The organism is Sulfitobacter sp. 1A12779 (assembly GCF_043557315.1).
GTDB classification, from domain to species: Bacteria; Pseudomonadota; Alphaproteobacteria; order Rhodobacterales; family Rhodobacteraceae; genus Sulfitobacter; species Sulfitobacter faviae.
On sequence record NZ_JBIFFU010000003.1, the window covers coordinates 122,019 to 144,208 of the forward strand.

At 63.5% G+C, this 22,190-nt stretch carries 22 protein-coding genes; 12 read left to right on the forward strand and 10 right to left on the reverse strand.

The genetic code is table 11. The annotated features are described in order from the left end of the window. Positions 1–172: 172 nt before the first annotated feature. Positions 173–1,126: a lipoyl synthase gene (gene lipA, locus ACGYLQ_RS05760; RefSeq protein ID WP_394441059.1), complete on the forward strand. Its 954-nt coding sequence runs from the start codon at positions 173–175 to the stop codon at positions 1,124–1,126. A gap of 20 nt (positions 1,127–1,146) precedes the next feature. On the opposite strand, the gene ACGYLQ_RS05765 is transcribed toward lipA, so the two are convergent. From ACGYLQ_RS05765 to hpt, 4 genes are all read right to left on the reverse strand, one after another. Then, positions 1,147–2,034, reverse strand: a complete 888-nt coding sequence (locus ACGYLQ_RS05765) for a c-type cytochrome (RefSeq protein ID WP_394441062.1) — start codon at positions 2,032–2,034, stop codon at positions 1,147–1,149. Positions 2,035–2,037: 3 nt separating this feature from the next. Further along, positions 2,038–2,517, reverse strand: a complete 480-nt coding sequence (locus tag ACGYLQ_RS05770; protein ID WP_394441064.1) for a c-type cytochrome — start codon at positions 2,515–2,517, stop codon at positions 2,038–2,040. 92 nt (positions 2,518–2,609) lie between these two features. Continuing rightward, the gene (locus ACGYLQ_RS05775; protein WP_259950144.1) at positions 2,610–2,786 is read right to left on the reverse strand and encodes a hypothetical protein; all 177 of its coding nucleotides are present in this window, start codon (positions 2,784–2,786) and stop codon (positions 2,610–2,612) included. Then, positions 2,783–3,319 (reverse strand): hypoxanthine phosphoribosyltransferase, encoded by a 537-nt coding sequence (hpt, locus tag ACGYLQ_RS05780; protein ID WP_259944499.1) that lies wholly within the window; start codon positions 3,317–3,319, stop codon positions 2,783–2,785. The genes ACGYLQ_RS05775 and hpt overlap by 4 nt, the downstream gene beginning before the upstream one ends. Before the next feature lie 69 nt (positions 3,320–3,388). On the opposite strand from hpt, the gene ACGYLQ_RS05785 reads away from it, so the two are divergent. Then, complete coding sequence (locus ACGYLQ_RS05785) at positions 3,389–3,841, forward strand: type II toxin-antitoxin system RatA family toxin (RefSeq protein WP_168613460.1); 453 nt, start codon at positions 3,389–3,391, stop codon at positions 3,839–3,841. Here ACGYLQ_RS05785 and ACGYLQ_RS05790 read toward each other — a convergent pair. The 3 genes from ACGYLQ_RS05790 to ACGYLQ_RS05800 are packed head-to-tail and all read right to left on the reverse strand — an operon-like array spanning position 3,838 to position 5,948. Further along, positions 3,838–4,329, reverse strand: a complete 492-nt coding sequence (locus tag ACGYLQ_RS05790) for a CinA family protein (protein WP_394441067.1) — start codon at positions 4,327–4,329, stop codon at positions 3,838–3,840. The genes ACGYLQ_RS05785 and ACGYLQ_RS05790 overlap by 4 nt on opposite strands. After that, positions 4,330–4,821, reverse strand: a complete 492-nt coding sequence (locus ACGYLQ_RS05795) for a phosphatidylglycerophosphatase A (protein ID WP_394409071.1) — start codon at positions 4,819–4,821, stop codon at positions 4,330–4,332. Beyond that, complete coding sequence (locus ACGYLQ_RS05800; protein ID WP_394441068.1) at positions 4,818–5,948, reverse strand: bifunctional 2-C-methyl-D-erythritol 4-phosphate cytidylyltransferase/2-C-methyl-D-erythritol 2,4-cyclodiphosphate synthase; 1,131 nt, start codon at positions 5,946–5,948, stop codon at positions 4,818–4,820. Before ACGYLQ_RS05800 ends, ACGYLQ_RS05795 begins: the two co-directional genes overlap by 4 nt. Before the next feature lie 184 nt (positions 5,949–6,132). Here ACGYLQ_RS05800 and dusB point away from each other — a divergent pair, with 184 nt between their 5' ends. The 5 genes from dusB to ACGYLQ_RS05825 all read left to right on the forward strand — a co-directional run bounded on the left by dusB (position 6,133) and on the right by ACGYLQ_RS05825 (position 13,344). Further along, positions 6,133–7,125: a tRNA dihydrouridine synthase DusB gene (gene dusB, locus ACGYLQ_RS05805; RefSeq protein WP_394441071.1), complete on the forward strand. Its 993-nt coding sequence runs from the start codon at positions 6,133–6,135 to the stop codon at positions 7,123–7,125. After that, positions 7,122–8,207: a nitrogen regulation protein NR(II) gene (locus tag ACGYLQ_RS05810; RefSeq protein ID WP_067264058.1), complete on the forward strand. Its 1,086-nt coding sequence runs from the start codon at positions 7,122–7,124 to the stop codon at positions 8,205–8,207. Before dusB ends, ACGYLQ_RS05810 begins: the two co-directional genes overlap by 4 nt. Before the next feature lies 1 nt (position 8,208). Then, positions 8,209–9,588 (forward strand): response regulator, encoded by a 1,380-nt coding sequence (locus ACGYLQ_RS05815; protein WP_067264060.1) that lies wholly within the window; start codon positions 8,209–8,211, stop codon positions 9,586–9,588. Between the two features lie 95 nt (positions 9,589–9,683). Beyond that, positions 9,684–11,939: an ATP-binding protein gene (locus ACGYLQ_RS05820; RefSeq protein ID WP_394441074.1), complete on the forward strand. Its 2,256-nt coding sequence runs from the start codon at positions 9,684–9,686 to the stop codon at positions 11,937–11,939. Next, entirely contained in the window at positions 11,932–13,344 is a 1,413-nt protein-coding gene (locus ACGYLQ_RS05825) for a sigma-54-dependent transcriptional regulator (RefSeq protein ID WP_394407573.1), read from the forward strand. The genes ACGYLQ_RS05820 and ACGYLQ_RS05825 overlap by 8 nt, the downstream gene beginning before the upstream one ends. 45 nt (positions 13,345–13,389) lie before the next feature. On the opposite strand, the gene ACGYLQ_RS05830 is transcribed toward ACGYLQ_RS05825, so the two are convergent. Next, positions 13,390–13,884 carry a hypothetical protein gene (locus ACGYLQ_RS05830; protein WP_394441076.1) on the reverse strand — a complete coding sequence of 165 codons (495 nt, stop codon included), beginning with the start codon at positions 13,882–13,884 and terminating at the stop codon, positions 13,390–13,392. Positions 13,885–14,010: 126 nt separating this feature from the next. Here ACGYLQ_RS05830 and trkA point away from each other — a divergent pair, with 126 nt between their 5' ends. From trkA to ACGYLQ_RS05855, 5 genes are all read left to right on the forward strand, one after another. Continuing rightward, positions 14,011–15,387 (forward strand): Trk system potassium transporter TrkA, encoded by a 1,377-nt coding sequence (gene trkA, locus ACGYLQ_RS05835; RefSeq protein WP_394441079.1) that lies wholly within the window; start codon positions 14,011–14,013, stop codon positions 15,385–15,387. A gap of 16 nt (positions 15,388–15,403) precedes the next feature. After that, a complete protein-coding gene (locus ACGYLQ_RS05840; RefSeq protein WP_394441081.1) occupies positions 15,404–16,960 on the forward strand; it encodes a TrkH family potassium uptake protein in 1,557 nt (518 codons plus the stop codon). Between the two features lie 130 nt (positions 16,961–17,090). Then, entirely contained in the window at positions 17,091–17,330 is a 240-nt protein-coding gene (gene hfq / locus ACGYLQ_RS05845) for an RNA chaperone Hfq (RefSeq protein ID WP_007119530.1), read from the forward strand. Further along, entirely contained in the window at positions 17,327–18,625 is a 1,299-nt protein-coding gene (hflX, locus tag ACGYLQ_RS05850) for a GTPase HflX (protein WP_394441082.1), read from the forward strand. The genes hfq and hflX overlap by 4 nt, the downstream gene beginning before the upstream one ends. A gap of 97 nt (positions 18,626–18,722) precedes the next feature. Further along, positions 18,723–19,124, forward strand: a complete 402-nt coding sequence (locus tag ACGYLQ_RS05855) for a DUF2177 family protein (protein WP_209218853.1) — start codon at positions 18,723–18,725, stop codon at positions 19,122–19,124. Here ACGYLQ_RS05855 and ACGYLQ_RS05860 read toward each other — a convergent pair. Together ACGYLQ_RS05860 and ACGYLQ_RS05865 are read right to left on the reverse strand one after the other, a co-directional pair. Continuing rightward, positions 19,121–19,687, reverse strand: coding sequence for a pseudouridine synthase (locus ACGYLQ_RS05860; RefSeq protein WP_271687376.1), 567 nt, complete (start codon positions 19,685–19,687; stop codon positions 19,121–19,123). The genes ACGYLQ_RS05855 and ACGYLQ_RS05860 overlap by 4 nt on opposite strands. Then, the gene (locus ACGYLQ_RS05865) at positions 19,684–22,152 is read right to left on the reverse strand and encodes a penicillin acylase family protein (protein ID WP_394441085.1); all 2,469 of its coding nucleotides are present in this window, start codon (positions 22,150–22,152) and stop codon (positions 19,684–19,686) included. Before ACGYLQ_RS05865 ends, ACGYLQ_RS05860 begins: the two co-directional genes overlap by 4 nt. Positions 22,153–22,190 lie beyond the last annotated feature (38 nt).

Below are 22,190 nucleotides of genomic sequence, written 5' to 3' on the forward strand. Positions count from 1 at the left end.
CAATGCTGCAACTGCATTGTAATTTTACGTTTACATATCAACGTTCTAAATCAACGACCTAGGGCGATGCCGCCTGTGCATGGCAGCCTTGTCGCGGGGGCGTATGCAGTAGGTGGCCATCGGGTTAAGGACTGTGATAAACAGAGCGCGACACAATGATCAGAGGCCCCCGATGCGCGATCTGAAGATACCCGAACAGCGCCACCCCGAAAAGGCGCGCAAGCCCGACAACGCCCAGCCGAAAAAGCCGAGCTGGATCAGGGTCAAAGCGCCCGGCGGCAAGGGCTATGCCGAAACCGCGCGGATCATGCGCGACAACAAGCTGACCACGGTCTGCGAAGAGGCGGGCTGCCCCAATGTCGGCGAATGCTGGTCTCAGGGGCACGCCACGATGATGATCATGGGCGAGGTCTGTACCCGCGCCTGTACTTTCTGCAACATCGCCACCGGTAAGCCGCCCGAGGCGCTGGATGTGTTCGAGCCGGGCCGCGTGGCCGATGCGGTTGCCAAATTGGGGCTGAACCATGTGGTCATCACGAGTGTTGACCGCGACGATATCGAAGACGGCGGGGCGGAGCATTTCGCCCAGACGATCCGCGCCGTGCGTCACCGCAGCCCCGACACGACAATCGAAATCCTGACACCGGATTTCATCCGCTGCGGGCCCGAAGCCCTTGAAAAGGTTGTCGAAGTACGCCCGGATGTGTTCAACCACAACCTTGAAACCGTGCCGGGCCTCTACCCGGAAGTACGCCCCGGCGCGCGCTACTTCCACTCCCTTCGCCTGCTTCAGCGGGTCAAGGAGTTGGATCCCTCGATGTTCACCAAATCGGGCATCATGGTGGGTTTGGGCGAAGATCGCCAAGCGGTCATTCAGGTCATGGAAGACATGCGCGCCGCCGACATCGATTTTCTGACCATCGGCCAGTACCTACAGCCGACGCCCAAACACCATGCGCTGGACCGTTTCGTCACCCCCGAAGAGTTCACCTCTTACGAAAAGGCGGCCTACGGTAAGGGCTTCCTCATGGTCTCGGCCACGCCACTGACGCGGTCGAGCTACCACGCAGGCGACGATTTCGCGCGGCTGCGCGAGGCGCGGAATCGCAAACTGGGGATTGCCTGATCGAAAAGACGTGCCCGGCGTTAACCGCCGGGCAGGGCTTTGAGGTAGGCCGCAATCGCTTCGCGGTCGCTTTCGGGGAGCTGCGCGAGGTTGCTGACCACTTCGGCCATCTCACCGCCCGCGCTGTCGTATTCCGGCGTGAAGCCGGAGGTGAAATAGGCCACGAGATCGGGTTTGGACCAATCAAGCTGATCCGGTGTGATGCCGGGAATGCGCCCCTTGCCCGAAGGGTTCGGCGCGCCGGTCAGCCAAGCGCCCCGGTCAAGCGCGCCCAAAGCATTGCGCGGCGTATGACATTCGCCGCAATGGGCAAGACCTTCGACCAGATAGCGCCCGCGTTCGACCTCAGCATCGGGCGCGTCGGTCATCACGAAATCATCATGTGAAAACAGCGCCTTCCATGCGCCAAGCCCGCGGCGGATGTTGAAGGGGAACCCTACCTCATGCGGCAGGCTCGGCGTATCCGAGGCGGGCAGGGTCTGCATATAGGCAAAGAGGTCCACCACATCCTGGGGGGCGAGGTGTTGGTAGGCGGTGTACGGAAAGGCGGGATAATAATGCTGCCCCCCGGGCGAGACGCCGCGTGTCACGGCACGGGCGAATTCCGGCAGGGTCCAGTCGCCGATGCCATGATCTGGGTCGGGGGAGATATTGGGCGCGTGGAAGGTGCCGAAATCACTGGCGAAGGGCAGCCCCCCGGCCAGCACAAGCTGCTCATCCTCCTCACTTTCGGGCGCGGCGTGGCAGGAAACGCAGCCACCCGCGGCAAAGATTAGCGCGCCCGCCTCTGGGTCCGGTGTCTTCCCGGCACCATAGGACGGCTCAAGCGGATCGGGCCGGGTGAGCGCCCAGCCAAGGGCCGCGCCCAGAGCGGCACAGCCCAGCAGTATAGGAATGACCCCTCGCAAGGATCAGTTCTTGGGGCCGCGGTAATCGTCATGGCAAGCGCCGCAAGCCTTGCCGATTGCGCCCATGCCCGCCCTTAGCGCGTCCAGATCGGTGCCCGCGGCCTCGATCATATCCGCGCTGGCGGTTTCCAGCGCCTTCAGCGCTTCGTTGAACCCTTCGGCATCGCTCCAGATTTCGGCCTTGGCGCGGGAACCTTCGACAGCGCCTTGCTCGGTCCCTTCAAGCCAGAGGGTGCCCGGCGCGAAACTGGCGGCGGCGTTCAGATTGGTCGCGGCGGCGGTGGCCATCTCGGCGTTATACTCCGTCTCGCCCTTGGCCATGCCGCCCAGAATGCCGGTATGATAGGCGATCAGTTGCATCTGCGCATGGCGCGCGTTCACCGCCGCACTGGCGGCTTTCTCACTATGGCTGGCGGCGAAGCCTGCGGTGGCAATCAAGGCGGCGCTGATACCAATGGCGGTAATGCTTTTGGTCAAATGCATGGTCATCTCCCTTTTCTTGCCGCAGCGTAACATGGCAGGGGCAGGTCGCAAAAAACAAAAATGTGATCAGCGGGATAAGACTGCGGGCAGGGTCAGAACCGGCGGGGGATACGTTCGGCCGTGGCCCAGTCAGGCCAATAGCCCAGCCATTCGACAAGCCCCACGGCAAGGGCGGCGGCGATGATCGCGAGGACCAAGATCACGCGTTTGCCCGAAGGTGGATTGCGCGCCCATTGGGACATGCGCAGCAGCCACCGCGGGTCCATCACGTAAAGCGAACTTTCCCGATGAAGGGGAGGTTGCGGTCGCGTTGGGCAAAGTCGATGCCATAGCCCACAACGAATTCATCGGGGATTTCAAAGCCGGTCCAATCCGCCTTGAGGTCGACCTCACGCCGGGTGGGTTTGTCGAGCAGGGCGATGGACTTCAACCGCGCAGGCTCACGCGAGCGCAGCAGGTTGGTGACATGGTGCAGCGTGTGGCCAGTGTCGACGATATCTTCGACAACCAACACGTCGCGCCCTTCAATGGCACCGCGCAAGTCTTTGAGAATGCGCACCTCTCGGCTGCTCTCCATGCCGTCGCCATAGCTGGAGGCTTCGAGGAAATCGACTTCGATCGGCAGGTCCAACTCACGCACCAGATCGGCGATGAAGACGAAAGAACCGCGCAGCAGGCCGACCACGACCAATTTATCGGTGCCGTCAAATTCACCGTGAATCTCACGGCAAAGATCTTCAATCCGCGCCGCGATGGCCTTGGCCGAGATCATTTCGTCGATGACATAAGGCCCGTGTGCCATGGTTTTGCCCTTGAATCTGCGGGGTTGAGACGTGAAATAGGGGGTTAACCCGCAACGCTACGGAACGCAATGCCTACGCACTCAGAGACCCGCCAACTGCCCTATAGCGCGCAACAGATGTATGATCTTGTCGCCGATGTGGGCCGCTATCCTGAATTCCTGCCTTGGACCGCCGCCGCGCGCATTCGCAGCGACGAGGACCGTGGCGATCATCGGGTGATGGACGCCGATTTGGTGATCTCGTTCAAAGTCTTTCGGGAGCGGTTCACAAGCCGCGTCGTGCTGTGGCCCGAGGCCAAGAAGATCGATACGGAATACCTCGACGGGCCCTTCAAGTATATGAAATCAAACTGGCATTTTGAGGATAACCTCGAAGGCTGTCAGGTGCATTTCTTCGTCGATTTCGAATTCCGCAACGCGATCCTGCAAAAGGTCATCGGCGTGGTTTTCAATGAGGCGATGCAGCGTATCGTGCGCGCCTTTGAGAACCGCGCGAAAGAGCTTTACGGCCCCAAGGGTTAAAGCGCCGCGTAACCTTGCAGCAAAAGGTATCCTTGCAGCAAAAGGCCGAGCGCGTGGTCGCGGGCGGCCAAGCGCACGGCATCACGGCCCTGTGCGCCGAATTCCATCGTCTCGGTCTGCACGCCCGCCGACGTGGCAAGGCCAAAACAGACGCGCCCCTCGGGTTTGTGCTCTGACCCGCCGGGGCCTGCGATGCCGGTGATCGAGACGGCGATCCGCGCCTCGGACCGCGCCAGTGCGCCTGCCGCCATTTCTGCGGCGACCTGTTCCGACACCGCACCCCAATCCGCCAACGTCTCCTCTGACACCCCCAGCATTGCCATCTTCGCGGCATTGCTATAGGTGACGAAACCCCGGTCCAGCAGCGCCGAGGAGCACGGCAGATCGGTCAGCGCGGCGGCGAGCATGCCGCCGGTGCAGCTTTCCGCACAGGCGACCATCGCGCCGGTTTTGCGGGCCTTCTCCAACAGTTGCGCGGCGAGGCTCATTTACAGGACCCCGTGATAAAGCGCTGCCAGCGCCATGACACCAAGGGCTGCGAAAACCCCGGCAAAGATATCGTCGAGCATCACCCCCCAAGGCCCGCCCAAACGGTCGGCCCAGCCGATGATCAGCGGCTTGGTGATGTCGAACAGCCGGAACAGCGCGAAGGCGGCGATCCAACCGGGCCACATGGCAAGGATCGGGATTTGCATCGACCAAGCGGCATAGGACAGCGGCAAAAGCGCGATCCACTGGCCGACCAATTCGTCGATCACGACCTCTCCGGGGTCATGGTCCGGGCCGCCTGCGGTGTAGCGTCCGGTGGCCCACCAGCCCAAGGGAATGGCCACCAAAAGCCCGATCACCAGCAGCGGAAAGCCCCCCAACACATGCAAAAGCCAGGCATAGGGCAGGGCGATGAGCGACCCCCAAGTGCCCGGCGCGGGGCGGATATGGCCAACGCCCAGAAGCGTCGCGATCAGATGTGCTGCAGTCATGATTTCACCAATGTTGCCGTGGCCATACAGGCGATGCCTTCGCCCCGCCCGGTAAAGCCGAGACGCTCGCTCGTGGTGGCCTTGACTGATACGCGGTCGATCTCAATCCCCAGCATCTCGGCCATCGCGGCGCGCATCGGCTGGACATGGGGGCCGATCTTAGGGCTCTCGCAGATCAGCGTGCAATCGACATGGGTGAGGGTGAAGCCCATGTCGCGCGCCAGTTCTGCGGCATGACGCAGGAAGATATCGCTGCGCGCGCCTTTCCATTGTGGGTCGCTCGGCGGGAAATGCTGGCCGATGTCGCCGCGTGCAAGCGCGCCGTAGATGGCGTCGGTCACCGTGTGCAGCGCCACATCGGCATCGGAATGGCCGACCAACCCGTGGTTATGCGGGATGTCGATGCCGCAGAGGGTCACGTGATCTCCGGGGCCGAAAGCGTGCACGTCAAATCCGTTGCCGGTGCGAATGTCCATGCGGGTCTCCAATATGCGGGCGGCGCGGGCGAAATCCTCGGGCCGGGTGATTTTCAGGTTATCGGCGCTGCCTTGGGTGATAGCAACGGTTAGGCCCGCCGCGCGGGCGACTTCGACGTCATCCGCCGCTTGGCCGTCATAAGACGCATGCGCCGCACGGATCGCGGTGAGGTCAAAGCCCTGCGGTGTCTGCGCGGCGAAAAGGGCGCTGCGGTCTTGGGTGCCGGTGACGCGGCCTTCGTGCCCCTGCCAAAGCGCGTCACTCACCGGCAGCCCCGGCGCGGCGGCTTGATGTTGGTTAAGCGCGTCGATCACGCCTAAGATGATCTGAGCCGAAACACAGGGCCGCGCGGCGTCATGGATCAGCACCTTCGTCGCCTGCCGGATCGTCGAAAGCCCGCGTTGGACAGAAGCCGCGCGCTCCGCCCCGCCGGTGGTCACGGTGATGCCGTCCATCGTGAATGCCGCTGCCTGTTCCATGTCGTCCGCGTTCAGCACCAACACGATCTCGGTGATCTGGGGCAGGGCGCGAAAGGCGGCGATCGTGTGGTCGATCACCCGCGCCCCCGCCAGCGCCTGCCATTGCTTCGGCTGCGGACCGCCGGCGCGGCTGCCGCGTCCTGCGGCAACGATCAGAGCTGCGATACTCATTTGGGCAATCCGGAAAAGCTGGCGACCATGGCCCTGTCTAGGCAATGCGGCGGCGGGGTGCAATCTGGGGTGGCTGCCTAAAAAATGGGCAGCGCCTTGGCGCATAGCTGCTTTTCCGGGTAGTTTTATTGAGGTCACCCCGTGGCAGAGCTACACAGCAAGGGACCGCACAAGGATTAAGCATGTGACCGCCGACCCCCTGACATTCGACCTCCCGGTATTCCTCGCCCCGATGGCCGGGATCACCGATCTGCCCTATCGCAGCCTCGTGGCGCGATTCGGGGCCGGATTGGTCGTGTCCGAGATGGTCGCCAGCCAAGAATTGCTCAGCCGCCGCCCCGGCACGCGGGAGAAAGCGGAGCTTGGGCTGGATGTCATCGGCACCTCCGTTCAGCTTGCCGGGCGCGAGGCCGAACCGATGGCCGAAGCCGCCCGCATGGTTGAGGCGATGGGCGCGCGGATCATCGACATTAACATGGGCTGCCCGGCCAAGAAGGTGACGCAGGGCGCCTCCGGCTCGGCACTGATGAAGACCCCCGATCACGCGCTGCGGCTGATCGAAGCCGTGCTCGGCGCGGTCAAGGTGCCGGTGACGCTGAAAACCCGGCTTGGCTGGGACGACAATATGCTCAACGCCGCCTCAATCGCCAAACGGGCCGAAGAGGTGGGCGTGCAGATGATCACGATCCACGGGCGCACGCGCTGTCAGTTCTACAAGGGCCGCGCCGATTGGGCCGCGATCCGGGCGGTGAAAGAGGCCGTGAATGTTCCCGTCATCGCCAATGGCGACATCATCGGCAGTGACATGGCGCGCACGGCGCTGCGGCTGTCGGGGGCGGATGGCGTGATGGTGGGGCGCGGTGCGCAAGGGAAGCCATGGCTGCTGGCGCAGATCGCCTATGATCTGCACGGACGGCCCATGCCGGTGATCCCGGAAGGGCAGGCGATGGCCGAGATGGTGGCCGAACATTACGACGAGATGCTGCGTTTCTACGGGGCCGAACTAGGTGCCAAGGTCGCTCGCAAACATCTGGGCTGGTATATGGATCACTGCGCCACCCCTGCCGATCTGCGCCGCGCGCTGCTCACGGCGCGGGAGGTGAAAACCACTTTCGATCTCATCGCGGAGGCCATGCAATATGACGCCGCCACCGCCCAATCCCGGGCCGCAGCATGAGAAGTGAGACCCCGGAGCGGCAGGTTTGGACCTCTCTGCCGGTGCCTGCCTTCATCGTCGGTGCCGATGACCGGGTCGTCGATCTGAACCCCTCAGCCGAAGGCTTCCTCAATGCCTCCGCCCGCGCCACCATCGGCCAGTCGATCTGGCAGTTGATCGCGGTGGATCACCCCCTTGAGGCCGCATTCGCCCGTGCGCGGCTGCAAGGCACGCCGCTTTTCGTCAATGACGTGGATGTGGGCGCGATGCAGCGCGCCCCCTTGCAATGCGGCTTGCAGATCGCCCCGCTTGTGGGCGGCGCAGGCGAGATGGTCTTGATGATCACCCCGCGTGAATTGGCCGGGCGCATCACCCAAGATCACAGCGTAAAATCCGCCGCCAAATCCGCCATCGGCATGGCCGAGATGCTGGCCCATGAGATCAAGAACCCGCTGGCCGGGATCACCGGCGCGGCGCAGCTTTTGTCGATGAACCTATCCAAGAATGATCTGGAACTGACCGATCTGATCGTCGCCGAAAGCCGCCGCATCGTGAAACTGCTGGAGCAGGTCGAACAATTCGGAAATTTGACGGCGCCTGAGCGCAAGCCCGTGAACCTGCATGACGTGTTGGACCGCGCCCGCCGATCGGCCTTGCTGGGCTTCGGCTCGCACATGAAAATCACCGAGGATTACGACCCCTCACTGCCGCCCGCGCTTGGCGACAAGGACCAGCTTTTGCAGGTTTTGCTCAACCTCATTCGCAACGCGGCTGAGGCGGCGGGCGAGGCGGGGGGCACCATCCGGCTGCGCAGTTTCTATGAACACGGCTTCCAACTGCGCCGCGCCGATGGGGATGGCCAGCCGCTGCCCCTCCAGATCGAAGTGATCGACGATGGCCCCGGCCTGCCGGATCATATCCGCGCCGATGTTTTCGATCCCTTCGTTTCGGGCCGGGAGAATGGCACCGGGCTGGGCCTCGCCTTGGTGAGCAAGATCATCTCAGACCATGGAGGCTGGATTTCTGTCAGTTCCGCCCCCGGTCGAACCGCATTCCGCATTTCGCTGCCGCGCGCAGGCGCCGCTGCCCTCAAGGAGAATTGACATGGATGGCACCATCCTCGTCGCCGATGACGACCGCACAATCCGCACCGTTCTGACCCAAGCGCTGACCCGCGCGGGCTGCAAGGTGCACGCCACTTCAAGCCTGACCACCCTGATGCGATGGGTCAGCGAGGGCAAGGGCGACGCGGTGATCTCTGACGTGGTCATGCCCGATGGCAACGGATTGGAAATGTTGCCGAAAATCGCGCAGGACCGGCCCGGCCTGCCGGTGATCGTGATCTCGGCGCAGAACACGATCATGACGGCGATCAAGGCGGCAGAGGCCGAAGCCTTTGATTATCTGCCCAAACCCTTCGACTTGCCGGATCTGATGAAACGCACGGCGCGCGCCTTGGAGCAGCGCACCACGCTCAGCCGTAAAGCCGCCGCCGATGATAGTGCCGAGATCGACGCGGAGCGTGATGATCTGCCGATGATTGGCCGAACCCCGGTGATGCAGGCGCTCTACCGCACCGTGGCGCGGGTGATGAACACCGATCTGCCGGTGCTGATCTGGGGTGAGAGCGGTTCGGGCAAGTCACTGATCGCGCGGGCTATTCACGACTTTTCCGACCGGCGCAGCCTGCCGTTCGTGACCGTGACGGATGCAGATCTTGCCGATATCGAAGGCCCCTCGCGGGTGCTGGCGCGGGTCGGCGGGGGCACCCTGATGATCGACGAGATCGCGGATTTCCCGCAAGATATCCAAGCCCGTCTGGTGCGGATGATGGACGCGCCGGGCGATGACGCGCCGCGCTTCATGGCCACCAGTCAGAGCGATCTGGATGCCGCGATGCAAGAGGGCAAGCTGCGCCGCGATCTCTATTACCGTCTGTCTGGGGCGACCCTCGAAGTGCCGGCCCTGCGGGATCGGGTCGAAGACATCCCGCTTTTGGCCGACCATTTTCTGGCCCGCGCCAATCCCGGCCCTGCCTCGCCGCGCAAACTGTCGGACAAGGCCGCGCAGATCTTGCTGAAATTCCCATGGCCCGGCAATGTGCGCCAGTTGGAACATGCGATGCGGCAACTCGCGCTGGCCAGCCAAGCGGCTGAGATCACGGCCAGCGAGGCCGAGCAACTGCTGGGCGCGCAAAGCGGCCCGGCACCGATGCAGACCGAGGCCGATACCGAACGGCTGGGCGCCTCGGTCGAGCGGCATTTGCAACGCTACTTCGATTTGCACGGCTCCATGCTGCCGCCGCCGGGCCTCTACGCGCGGATTTTGCGTGAGGTTGAACTGCCGATGATCGAAATCGCCCTTGCCGCGACGGCGGGGAATCAGGCGAAATGTGCCGCTTTGCTGGGAATTAACCGAAATACTTTGCGCAAGAAGATCACCGACCTCGATATTGAGGTGACACGGGGCCGCAAGATGATGTAAAAGAGCCACATAACAGTGGCCATCGGGGAACTCCCCCGTTCAGGACCACATAATATGGCGGTTGATGCAGCGATGCATCACAACATCGGTGAGGTATGCGGGTGGCAACCCGGTCACGCAGGTTCAAGCTCGAGCGGTTGGGGCGTCTCAGGCGGGTCAAGCGGCTGCGCAATTGGTCCACCTTTGGGCTGGTGGTGCTGGGGCCGGTCTTGGCGCTGGCGACCTATCTGGCGCTCGGGCCGCTAGGGCAGGGGGCGGATACGCTCAACCTGCGGCTCATTCTCTTGTCCGACCTCGTCTATGTGCTGCTGGTGGCGGCGCTGGTGCTGATCCAAGTCGGGCGGCTGATCTCGGCGCGGCGCGCCAAATCGGCGGGGTCGCGGTTGCACCTGCGGTTGACGGGGGTCTTTGCGCTGATGGCGCTGATCCCGACGGTCACGGTGGCGATTTTCGCGGGGCTCACGGTGAATGTCGGGCTCGAAGGCTGGTTTTCCGACCGGGTCAGCGGCGTGGTCGGCTCGTCTTTGGCAGCAGCAGAGGCTTACGAGGCCGAGCAGCGCGAGGCGCTTATCTTGGACGCGCAGACCCTTGCCCGCAGCATCGACAGCGCCCGGGCACAGGGCATTAACCTCAGCGACAGTGAGCTTTTGGGCGAGGGCCAGCGCCAGATCCAACGCGGCCTGCGCGAAGCCTTTCTGATCGACAGCACCGCGCAGATCCGGGCGCGGGGGGATCGGTCCTATCTCTTTGATTTTGAGGCCCCCACCGAGGCGCAGCTGGAAACCGCCAGCGAAGAGGGGCTTTTGGTCATCGAGGACTGGCCCAACAATGAATTCCGCGCGCTGGTGCCGATGGACGCCTATGTCGATCGTTTTCTCTATGTCTCCCGTGCGGTAGATGGCGAAATTCTCGCCCTGCTGGATGAAACCAAGGAGACGGTGCGCCTCTACCAACAGCTTGAATCCGAACGCGGGCGGCTGCTGTTCGAATTCGCCCTTGTTTATCTGGGCTTCGCGGTGATCCTGATCTTGGCCGCCGTTTGGCTGGGCCTGTGGTTTGCCGAGCGTCTTTCCGGCCCGGTTGGGCGGCTCACGGGGGCTGCGCAGCAGGTGGGCGCGGGTGATTTGAACGTGCAAGTCCGCGAAGAAGAGGGCGATGACGAGATCGCCATGCTGGGCCGTTACTTCAATCAGATGACCCGGCAGTTGAAGGGCCAGCGTGAGACGCTGTTGGAGAATACCGACCAGATCGAACGCCGCCGCCGCCTCTTCGATTCCGTGCTGAGTTCGGTGACCTCGGGCGTGGTGGGGCTCGACCCCGAGGGGCGCGTGACCTTCGTGAACCGCTCGGCCATGCGGCTGCTGGATTGGTCCGAAGATCAGCAAAGCCTGCCGCTGACCCTTGCGGTGCCGGAGTTCGGCCCGCTGTTCGAGACGGTCAAGGCCGCCTCGGATGAGGTGGCGCAGGCCGAGGTCAAGGTCTCGCGCCAAGGGGCGATGGAGAACCTTTTGGTCCGCATGGCGACCCGCCGGTCCAAGGATGGCGATCTTGAAGGCTATGTGGTGGCCTTTGACGATGTGACCGATCTGGTCTCGGCGCAGCGCATGGCCGCATGGGGCGATGTGGCCCGCCGCATCGCGCATGAGATCAAGAACCCGCTGACGCCCATCCAGCTGAGTGCTGAGCGCATTCGCCGCAAGTTCGGCCCCAAGATGGCCGAGGGCGATGATGACGCGCTGGAGCAGATGACCGGCGTGATTATTCGCCAGACGGGTGACCTGCGGCGAATCGTCGACGAATTCTCGAAATTCGCGCGGATGCCGGAGCCGGAAACCAGCCGTCAGGACATCCGGCAGTTGCTGCGCGACGCGGTGCTGCTTCAGCAAAGCCGGCAGGAAGAGGTGGTGATCAAGCTTGACCTGCCCACGCAGCCGGTCATGGCCAATATCGACGGCACGATGATCTCGCAGGCGCTGACCAACCTGATCAAGAACGCAGGCGAAGCCATTGAAAGCCTAAAGAAAGAAGGCGCGCCGGAAGGGCATGCACCGCAGATCCGCGTGACGCTTGCGCCCGAGAACCGGCTCTTGCGGTTGACCATCGCCGATAATGGCATCGGCCTGCCCGAAGACCGCGCCCGGCTGTTTGAGCCCTATGTGACCACGCGCAGCGAAGGCACGGGGCTGGGCCTGCCGATCGTCAAAAAGATTATCGAGGAACACGGCGGCAGCCTGACGCTCGAAACCGCGCCCGCATTTGACGGGCAAGACCATCACGGTGCCATGGCAGTCATTTCGCTGCCCGTGGCCATCGACGCAACGACAGACCAAGGGGATAAGGCAGATGAGTGACATTCTGATTGTAGACGACGAACGCGACATCCGTGAGTTGATCTCGGACATCCTTGAGGATGAGGGCTTTGCCACGCGATTGGCCAGCAATTCGGATGAGACGATGGCCGAGATCAACACCGAGGCACCGGCGCTGATCATCCTCGATATCTGGTTGAAAGACAGCCGCATGGACGGGATCGACATCCTCAAGACGGTCAAGCGCGACAACCCGGATGTGCCGGTGGTGATCATCTCGGGCCATGGCAATATCGAGATTGCCGTGGCGGCGATCAAACAGGGCGCTTACGATTTTATCGAAAAGCCGTTCAACATAGACCAGTTGCTGGTGGTGATCCGCCGCGCGATGGAAACCTCACGTCTGCGCCGGGAGAACCAGAACCTTAAGCGCCGCGATGTGGCAACCTCCGAGATGATCGGGACCTCCGCGCCCTATCGTGCTTTGCTGGGCCAGCTTGATAAGGTGACCAAATCCAATGGCCGCGTGATGCTGACCGGCCCGGCCGGATCGGGCAAGGAAGTGGCCGCCCGCTATATTCACGCCCATTCCGCCCGCGCCTCCGCACCCTTTGTCACCGTCAACTGCGCCGGGGTGGCGCCCGACCGGATGGAAGAGGTGCTTTTTGGCCGCGAGACGCCGGACCGCGGGGTCGAGCCGGGGTTGCTGGAGCAGGCCCATGGCGGGGTGATCTATTTCGATGAGGTCGCCGACATGCCGCTTGGCACCCAGTCCAAGATCCTGCGGGTCTTGGTCGATCAACAATTCACCCGCGTTGGCGGGACGGATAAGGTCCGGGTCGATCTGCGGGTGATCTCTTCGACGAACCGCGACCTGGATCAGGCGATCAAGGCCGATACTTTCCGGCAGGAACTCTATCACCGTCTTAACGTCGTGCCGATCGCCGTGCCCTCGCTTGAAGAGCGCCGCGAGGATATCCCGCTGCTGGCCGAACATTTCATCGCGGAATTCAACGCGTCCCAAGGGCTGCCGCAGCGCGCGTTGACCGAAGACGCCGTGGCGCTGATGCAGACGATGGTCTGGCCCGGCAACGTGCGCCAGCTGAAGAACCTTGTCGAACGGGTGCTGATCCTTGGCGACGGCACCGGCCCGATCGAAGCGCGGGAACTGCCGGGCGAAGAAGAGAATGGCGGCGATGAGGGGCGCGTGGTACTCTCGGGGGCCTTGGCGACGCTGCCGCTGCGCGAAGCGCGCGAGGCTTTCGAGCGGGAGTATCTGCTGACCCAGATCAACCGTTTCGGCGGCAACATCAGCCGCACCGCGAATTTCGTGGGGATGGAGCGCAGCGCCCTGCACCGCAAGCTGAAATCGCTTGGCGTGGTAACCTCGGCCAAAGCGGGCGTGCGCGTGGCCCATGTGGACGAGGAAGTCGAAGCGGCGGGTTAAACCCCGCCGGTCGCGCGCAGGGGGGCTGCCCCGCGCGCGCATGCGTCACCCTTGGGTGACGATCTGGAACGACCCATCGCTGTTGCGGATCACGCAGGACTTGGGGTTGAGCGCGGGCAGCGTGGTCGTCGCGCGCGTTGGTGCGGCGCGGGCCACATTGCGGGGGCAGGCGGGGATCGACACGGGCGCGAAACCTTTGTCGGCCATACATTGCGCCTCGACCCGGTTGCGCAGGTCTTCGTTCGGGTCAAAGGTCACCAATTCCCCCGGCACGTAAAAACCGCCCCGCGTGGTGCAATTGTTATCGGCATCGCAGTGGCGGCGCGCGGGCACATAGCGTGGCGGTTCGCGGCGGATCTGCGTCGAGATCGGCACGTCGCGCAGGGCCTGAACCTCGCAAGCGGTGGTGGTGCGATTGACCTGCGCGACGCTCGCGCCCGGTTTGTAATAGGTGTTGAGCGGCGCACAGGCCGCCGCCGCCAAGCCGATAAAGGTCAGGGCGAAAGCGGCGCGGGAGGGGCGGGGAGATATCGGTTTCATGGCCCCATCATGCCGCCGTTGCGGGGCAAAGACAATTGATTTGACCCTTGCCAACCCATCTGTCATGCCCTCTAACCGACCCAAGACAACCCTCACACGATCTTTGCTCAGGGTAAGGAAGCCTTCATGAAAATCATCATTTGCGGCGCAGGGCAGGTGGGTTGGCAGATTGCCCGTCACCTCAGCGGAGAGCGCAACGATGTGACCGTGGTCGACAGCAATGCCGAATTGATCCGCCGCGCCACCGATACGCTGGATGTGCAGGGCATCGCCGGATTTGCGAGCTACCCTGATGTGCTGGACCGTGCAGGCGCGCGGGACGCCGAGATGATCATCGCCGCGACCCATTCCGATGAGGTCAATATGGTGACCTGTCAGGTGGCGCATTCGGTATTCGGCATCAACCGCAAGATCGCGCGGCTGCGCAGCCAGTCCTATCTCGATGCGATCTACTCCGACCTCTATCGCCGCGATCACATGCCGATCGACGTGGTGATCTCGCCCGAGAAGGAAGTCGCCACCGCAGCGCTCCAGCGGCTCAGTGCGCCCGCCGCTTTCGACACCGAGATTTTCATGGAGGGGCAGGCGCAGCTTCTGGGCATTTCGATCGACAGCGATTGCCCGGTGGTGAACACGCCGCTGCGGCAACTGACCGATCTCTTTTCGACCCTGCGCGCCGTGGTCGTGGGCGTGCGCCGCGACGGCACGCTTTTCGCGCCCGAGGCGAAGGACCAGCTTTTCGTGGGCGATGATTGCTATGTCTTCTCGCATCACGACGACATCGTCCGCACGATGGAGATTTTCGGCAAGCAAACCACCAAGCAAGAGCGTGTCGTGCTCGTGGGCGGCGGCAATGTCGGCCTGACCGTGGCGCAGCATCTGGAAAGCGGGCCGTTGCGCGTGCGCACCAAGATGATTGAGAAGAACCGCAAATGCGCCGAGCGTGCCGCCGAAGGGTTGGAGCGGACAATCGTGCTCAATGGCGACGGGCTGGATGCAGCGCTGCTGGCCGAGGCGGGCATCAGCCGCGCCGATGCGATGCTGGCGGTGACCGACGACGACAAGACCAACATGCTGTCTTGCGTCCGCGCCAAGGCCGAGGGCTGCCCCTATGTCATCGCGCTGATCAACGACCCAACGCTGGTGCCGCTGATGACCCACCTCGGCATCGACGCCTATATCAACCCGCGCGCCACGACCGTGAGTTCGATCCTGCGCCACATCCGCCATGGCCGGGTGCGGGCGGTCTATTCCATCGGCGACGCCGAGGCCGAGGTGATCGAGGCCGAAGTGCTGTCGACCTCGCCCCTTGCGGGCAAGAAAGTCTCGGAAATCGACTTCCCCGAAGGGGTTTTGATCGGCATGCTGCGCAAGGAAGGCAAGGTCATTCGCCCCCTGGGCAGCACGCGGATCGACGAAGGCGATGTGGTCGCCCTCTTTGCTCTGGCTGAGGATGTGCCGCGGGTCGAACAGCTTTTGCAGGTCTCGATCGACTTTTTCTAAGCGCAGGAGCGCCTTTGTGACGCAACCGACCCGCATAGGCCCGACCGGCATCCGCCGGGAGATCGTGCAGCTGCCGCTGTTCTTGCAATTGTTCGGCGTCTCTGCCCTGTCGATGATCCTGCCGTCGATCCACGGGCTGGTGATGAATGACCATCTGGCCAGCCGCGCCTTTCTCTATGCGGGGCTTTTGGGGCTTGTGGCCTTCACGCTTATCGCCATCGCCCATGCCGGGCGCAAACCCTTGGATGGCGCGCTTGGGCCGCTCTTGTCGCTGCTGTCGGCTTTTGTGTTCTTGCCGGTCTTTTTCGCGGTGCCCTTCCTTGAGGCGCTGCCGACCACGCGGTTTATGAACGTCTATTTCGAGATGGTCAGCGCCCTGACCACCACCGGGGCCACCATGTTCAACCCCGAACGGCTGAGTGACACGCTGCATCTGTGGCGCGCGCAGGTTGGCTGGATGGGCGGGCTGCTGATGTGGGTCACGGCCTCGGCCATTCTGGCCCCGCTGCATTTGGGCGGCTTCGAGGTCACGGCGCAGGCCGAACCGGGGCGGCCTGATGACCGGATCAACACGCGGATGGGCCGGATCACCCCGCGCCAACGGCTGCTGCGCACAACCCAAGCGCTGCTGCCGATCTACTTCGGGCTAACACTTCTGCTGTGGCTCTTGCTGGTCATCGGGGGAGAGACGGCCTTGGTGGCGCTTTGCCATGCCATGTCGGTCATGGCAACTTCGGGCATTTCGCCCATCGGCGGCGTGGCCGAGGCGCAGGTCGGCGTGACGGGCGAGGCGGTGATGATGCTCTTCATGCTTTTCGCCCTGTCGCGGCTGACCTTTTCCAAGGATACCGTCACGGCGACCCAAGGCGGGCTGATGACCGACCCTGAGTTTCGCATCGGGCTTTTGGTGGTGATCGGCGTGCCGCTGCTGCTGTTCGCGCGCCATTGGATCGGCGCCTTTGAGGTCGAGGTCGAGGTCGAAGTTGACGGCACCCGCGCCTTGCACGCGCTTTGGGGCGGGCTGTTCACGGTGCTCTCCTTCCTGTCGACCACCGGTTTCGTCTCTGAGCATTGGGCCGATGCGCAGAATTGGTCGGGGCTGCGCACGCCGGGGCTGGTGCTCATGGGGCTTGCGCTGATCGGCGGCGGGGTGGCTACCACGGCGGGCGGGGTGAAACTGCTGCGGGTCTTCGCCCTTTACCAAAACGGGGTGCGCGAGATGGACCGGCTGGTCTATCCCAACTCCGTCAGCGGGGCGGGGGCGGCCGGGCGGCGTTTGCAAAGCAACGGGGCTTTCATCGCTTGGATCTTCTTCATGCTCTTCGCCATGTCACTGGCCGGGGTGACCCTCCTGCTGACCCTGACCGGCGCCTCCTTCGATGCGGCGGTGGTCATGTCGGTGGCCACGCTCTCCACCACGGGGCCGCTGATCGAACATGCCGCCGACAAGCCCATTCACCTGATCGAACTGGGATTGGCGGCCAAAGTCATCCTCAGCGGTGCCATGGTGCTGGGGCGGCTGGAAACCTTGGCGATTATTGCGCTGATGACCCCGAATTTGTGGCGCGCTTGACACGTTTAGCGCTAGAACCGTCCTAGTCCTCTGATATTGGGGCTGGAAACTCACGCTTTCGCACTCCATACTTGAGGCAATGGGGGGGTCCGGTACGCGGACGCCAGCAAGAACAAAAGGCGAGACTACGATGGCGTCAGACAGACAGAACCTTCAGGATGCGTTCCTTAACCACGTTCGCAAGACCAAAGTACCGGTGACAATTTTCCTGATCAATGGCGTCAAATTGCAGGGCGTCATTACATGGTTTGACAACTTCTGCGTTCTGCTGCGCCGCGACGGTCAATCGCAACTTGTGTACAAACACGCGATTTCGACCATCATGCCAAGCCAGCCGATCAGCCTATATGAGGGCGAAGACGCTTCTTGAGCCGTCCAGCATTTCAGATCGACAACAGCGACGGGCCCCGCGTAACGCGCGCTTGGGTGCTGCATCCTGATATCAAGTCCGACAACGACCGGCGCGCGCCAGAGCCCGCGCTGGCTGAAGCCGTGGCATTGGCCGAGGCGCTGCCCGAGTTGCAGGTCGTCGGCTCCGAAGTCGTGCCCCTGCGCACGGTGCATGCGGGTATGCTGTTCGGCAAGGGCAAGATCGAAGAGCTTGAGCAGCGCATGAAGGGGGCAGAGGTCGACCTCGTGCTGGTCGATGGCCCCGTGACCCCGGTGCAGCAGCGCAATCTAGAGAAGGCTTGGGGCGTCAAATTGCTCGACCGGACCGGGCTGATTCTCGAAATCTTCAGTGACCGTGCGGCGACCCGCGAAGGGGTGCTTCAGGTTGAGATGGCCGCGCTGAACTATCAGCGTACGCGGCTTGTCCGGGCATGGACCCACCTTGAGCGGCAGCGGGGCGGTTTGGGCTTTGTCGGCGGTCCGGGTGAGACCCAGATCGAGGCTGACCGCCGCGCCATCGACGACCAATTGGTGCGCCTGCGCCGCCAGTTGGAAAAGGTCGTGAAAACCCGCGCGTTGCACCGTGCCGCACGGGCCAAGGTGCCGTTCCCAATCGTTGCACTGGTGGGCTATACCAACGCCGGGAAATCCACGCTTTTCAACCGCTTGACCGGGGCTGAGGTCATGGCCAAAGACATGCTCTTTGCCACGCTCGACCCGACCATGCGCAGCCTCGTGCTGCCCGATGGGCCTGAGATCATCCTCAGCGACACGGTTGGGTTCATCAGCGATCTGCCCACGGAACTCGTCGCCGCCTTCCGCGCCACGCTGGAAGAGGTGTTGGCCGCAGATATCATCTGCCATGTGCGCGATGTCTCCCACGCCGAGACCGAGGAGCAGGCCCAGAACGTGCGCGATATTCTCGCCTCTCTCGGCGTGCCGAAAGAGACCCGCAGTTTCGAGGTTTGGAACAAGCTGGACCTGCTGCCCGAAGACCGGGCCGAGGCCATGCGCGCCCGTGCCGCGCGCAATGATGATGTGCTGGCGATCTCGGCCATCACCGGCGAGGGGCTGGAGACGCTGCAAGAAACCATCGCCGAGGCGCTGCAAGGTGCGGTGCGCGAGGCTGTGCTGACCCTCGGTTTCGCCGACGGCAAGAAACGCGCGTGGCTGTTTGCGCAGGACGTGGTCGAGGGCGAGCGCCAGACCGACGACGGGTTCGAGATCACCGTGCGCTGGTCCGCGCGGCAAGAGGCGGAATACCAGCAAATTTGACGGGTTTGCCATGGGCGGTGAAATTTTGCCGCCCCCGGCATCGAATTCCGGGTCCCGCGCCGCATATGGTCCTATGACCAAAAACGGAGCGCGCCACATGACCCTCGTTATCCTCTATATCTCAACCGTCGTCATCTTCCTCGGGCTGGATTACCTTGGCCTGACCTATCTCATCAAACCTGCGTTCGAGCGTGATATCGGCAACTGGCTGTTGGATGAATTCCGCATGGCCCCGGCGCTGATCTTCTATGCCTTCTTCGTGGCCGTGGTGCTGTGGTTCGTGTCTTGGCCCGCGATGGTGCAGGATCATTCGCTGCTCTGGGTCTTTGGCAATGCGCTGCTGATCGGGGCGATGGGCTATGGCACCTATGAGTTCACCAATTTGGCGACGCTCAAGGATTGGACATGGGCCATGGTCGCGCGCGACTTCACTTGGGGCTCGGTCTTGACCGGGACGGCGGCGACGGCGGGTGTGGCGATCACCCGTGCGTTCACCTAACGGCCCGTCTCGGTCGACCAGCGCCATGCGCCGGGCTGCAGCCCGGCCAGCGTCCAATCGCCCACGCTTTCGCGGATCAGCCGCAGGGTGGGCAAGCCGACATGGGCCGTCATGCGCCGCACTTGCCGGTTGCGACCCTCGCGGATGGTGATGCGCAGCCAAGCGTCGGGGACCGTCTTGCGAAAGCGCACCGGCGGGTCGCGCGGCCAAAGCGGATCAGGCGCGTCGATCTGATCCACTTGGGCGGGTTTCGTCAGACCGTCCTTCAGTTCGACACCTTTGCGCAGCGCGTCGAGCGCCGCGGCATCCGGCGTGCCTTCGACCTGCACCAGATAGCTCTTGGGCCGTTTGTATTTCGGATGCGCGATGCGGGCCTGAAGCGGGCCGTGGTCTGTCAGCACCAAAAGCCCTTCGCTGTCGCGGTCGAGCCGCCCGGCAGGATAAAACCCCTTTTCATCGACATAGGCCGAGAGGGTGGGCCGCGTGCTGCCTTCGGTGCCCTTGTCGGTGAATTGCGACAGCACGCCATAGGGTTTGTTCAGCAGGATCACGCGGGCGGTCATTGGGCAGGCTCCAATCGGGTCACGCCCACGGCAGCGGCGCGGGCCAGTTCGGCGTCCAGCGACATCGGGATATATTCGCCCCGCCGCCAGAGTTGCGCCATATCATCGTAATGCCGCGACAGGAAATGCCCCGATTGCCCGGTGGAGGTGACAAAGACCGAACTGTCGGGATCGGCAAAATCGTAAACGCCGCGATAGCCTGCGCCGTGCACGTTAAAGAAGGGGTCTTTGCCGGTGCCGCGTGTCAGCCCGCGTTGCAGGGTATTGTCCCCGCCCGAGGTCGACTGGCGGATGTTCACGAAGTAGCGCAAAAGCGGCACCTCGCCCAGCACGGGGTGGTCATGAGTCGCCTGATGCGCGTCGCCCCAGCGGAGGGATTCAAGCTGCGTGCCCCATGTTTCGTTGATCCAGAGCAGCGCGTCGTCGAGCGCCAGCCGCGCCATGTCGTGGCAGGTCTCCACCGGGGCGGATTGGCGCACGTCGCACCACTTCGCAGCGCCCTGCACATCGCGAAAGGCGCGTTCGATGAAGAGCGGCTGGATATGGGTGAACTCCTCGGCCAGCGGTCCCAATTCGTCGCGGATCAGCCGGTCCTGCAAGGCGCGGATCCACGCGGCATAGATCAGCGGCTCGGGCAGGTGTTCGTTCATCTCACCCGACCAACCGGCGAGCAGATCCAGCGCGCGCTGGCGCTGGCGCTCCGGCGTGCCGTCGGGGGCGGCCTCTCCGGTGAACCACAGCTCGGCGCCGATGAGCGGCAGCAGCGAGCGGGCCGTGGGGCTGACGGTATCGAGCTGCGCTTCGATGAAACTGTCGCGGGTGTGCACCTCGCGGTTCTGCATCAGCCGTTGCCAGCGCTGCACCCGCTGCGTGTCGCCCCAGACAAAGGAGACATGGTTGGGGAAGGGGCGGTCGACCGTCTTGTTGTTGGTATTGCCAAGGATGCCGCCTGCGGGGGCGATGAATTCGGGGTTCGCGGTATAGGGCAGCATCCCGTCCCAGCGGTTGGCGGCGATCCAACCGGGGCTGGGCATGCGCCCTTCGCTTTGGTGATTGGCATCGCGACGCGGCATGGCGCCGATGGTCTTCATCGCGATGGTATCGCGGTCGACCAGCGTGAGGTTCTGTGCTGGCGCCACATAGTCCGTCGCGGCATTGATCGCCTGCTGCACCGATTTCGCGCGCATCACCTTCATCGCGGCGGCCAGCGAAGTGTCCTCCTCGGTAAAGAGGGTCGAGGCGACAGCGGCCACATGCCCCGGCGGGGTGATGCTGCCAAGGTTGTAGTGGCTGCCGGGCAGCACGGGGCCATTGTCGGTCCAACGCAGGGTGACGGTGATCGGGTCGGCATCGGCGATATTGATGATCGACGCGCGTTTGCGGAATTTCTTGAAGCCATCCGGGGTGCGATATTCCTCGGCGTTGTCGGGGTTCAGCTCTTCGATATAGACGTCTTGATCGTCGACATAGGCGGTGGTCAGCCCCCAGCCCAGGTCGGCGCTGCGACCCGTAAGCACCACCGGCATCCCCGGAATGGTGCCACCGATCACGCCGCCGGTCTCAAGCTCCAACCGGGCGAGATACCAGATCGCGGGGGCGGTGAAGCCCAAATGCGGGTCATTGGCCAAAAGCGTGCCCCCCGCGGCAGAGCGCGAGGGCGCGGCGGCCCAAGCGTTGGAAGCCCCGGCGAAGGCCTGCCGTTTGAAGGGCGACAGCGGGTGTCGCGCTATCGGCGCTGCGGCGGCGTGGCTGCGGGTGACCTCGGGGAAGAGGGCGGCATATTCGGGCAGGGCGGCGACCCCGCTGCCCGGCGCTTCGGGCAGGATATCGCGCAGACGGTCCGGATCGCTCAACTCCAAGGACACGCGCGCGCGCAGCACCTCGGCCTCCAGATGGCCCGACATTTGCAGGCCCATGAGCTTGGTGATCGCGAGTGAATCCGCGGGCCGCCACGGGGCCATGGGCGCATTGAAGAGCCACATCTCGGGCGCACCGCGGCCCAAGGCTTCGGTGTTGATCTGGTCGAGACGCGCGTTGATCCCGGCGGAATAAGCCTCAAGCGCCGCTTCGGTTTCGGGGTCGAGCTTATCCGCCGCTGCCACGGCAAGCCGGTAGATGTCATAGCGCCGCATCAGCTTGTCGGTGGTGATGGTGGCAGTGCCGAAAACCTCGGACAGCCGCCCCTGCGCGGTGCGGCGTAGGGTGATCAATTGCCACAGCCGGTCTTGGGCATGGGCGAAACCGAGGCCGAAAAAGACATCCTCATCGCTCTGCCCGAAGATATGCGGCACATTGGCATTGTCGCGCACGATCTCGACCGGGGCGCTGACGCCTGCGACCTCGACCGTATCGTCATAGTCGGGCAGGGACCGCGCGGCGAACCAATAGACCAGCACCAAAACCACGACGCTCAGCGTGACGAGAAACACCGCCAATCGGATAAGCCAGCGAAACATCAATGCCATCGGGGGATCCTCGACTGGCGCGCAGATTGACCGGAGCG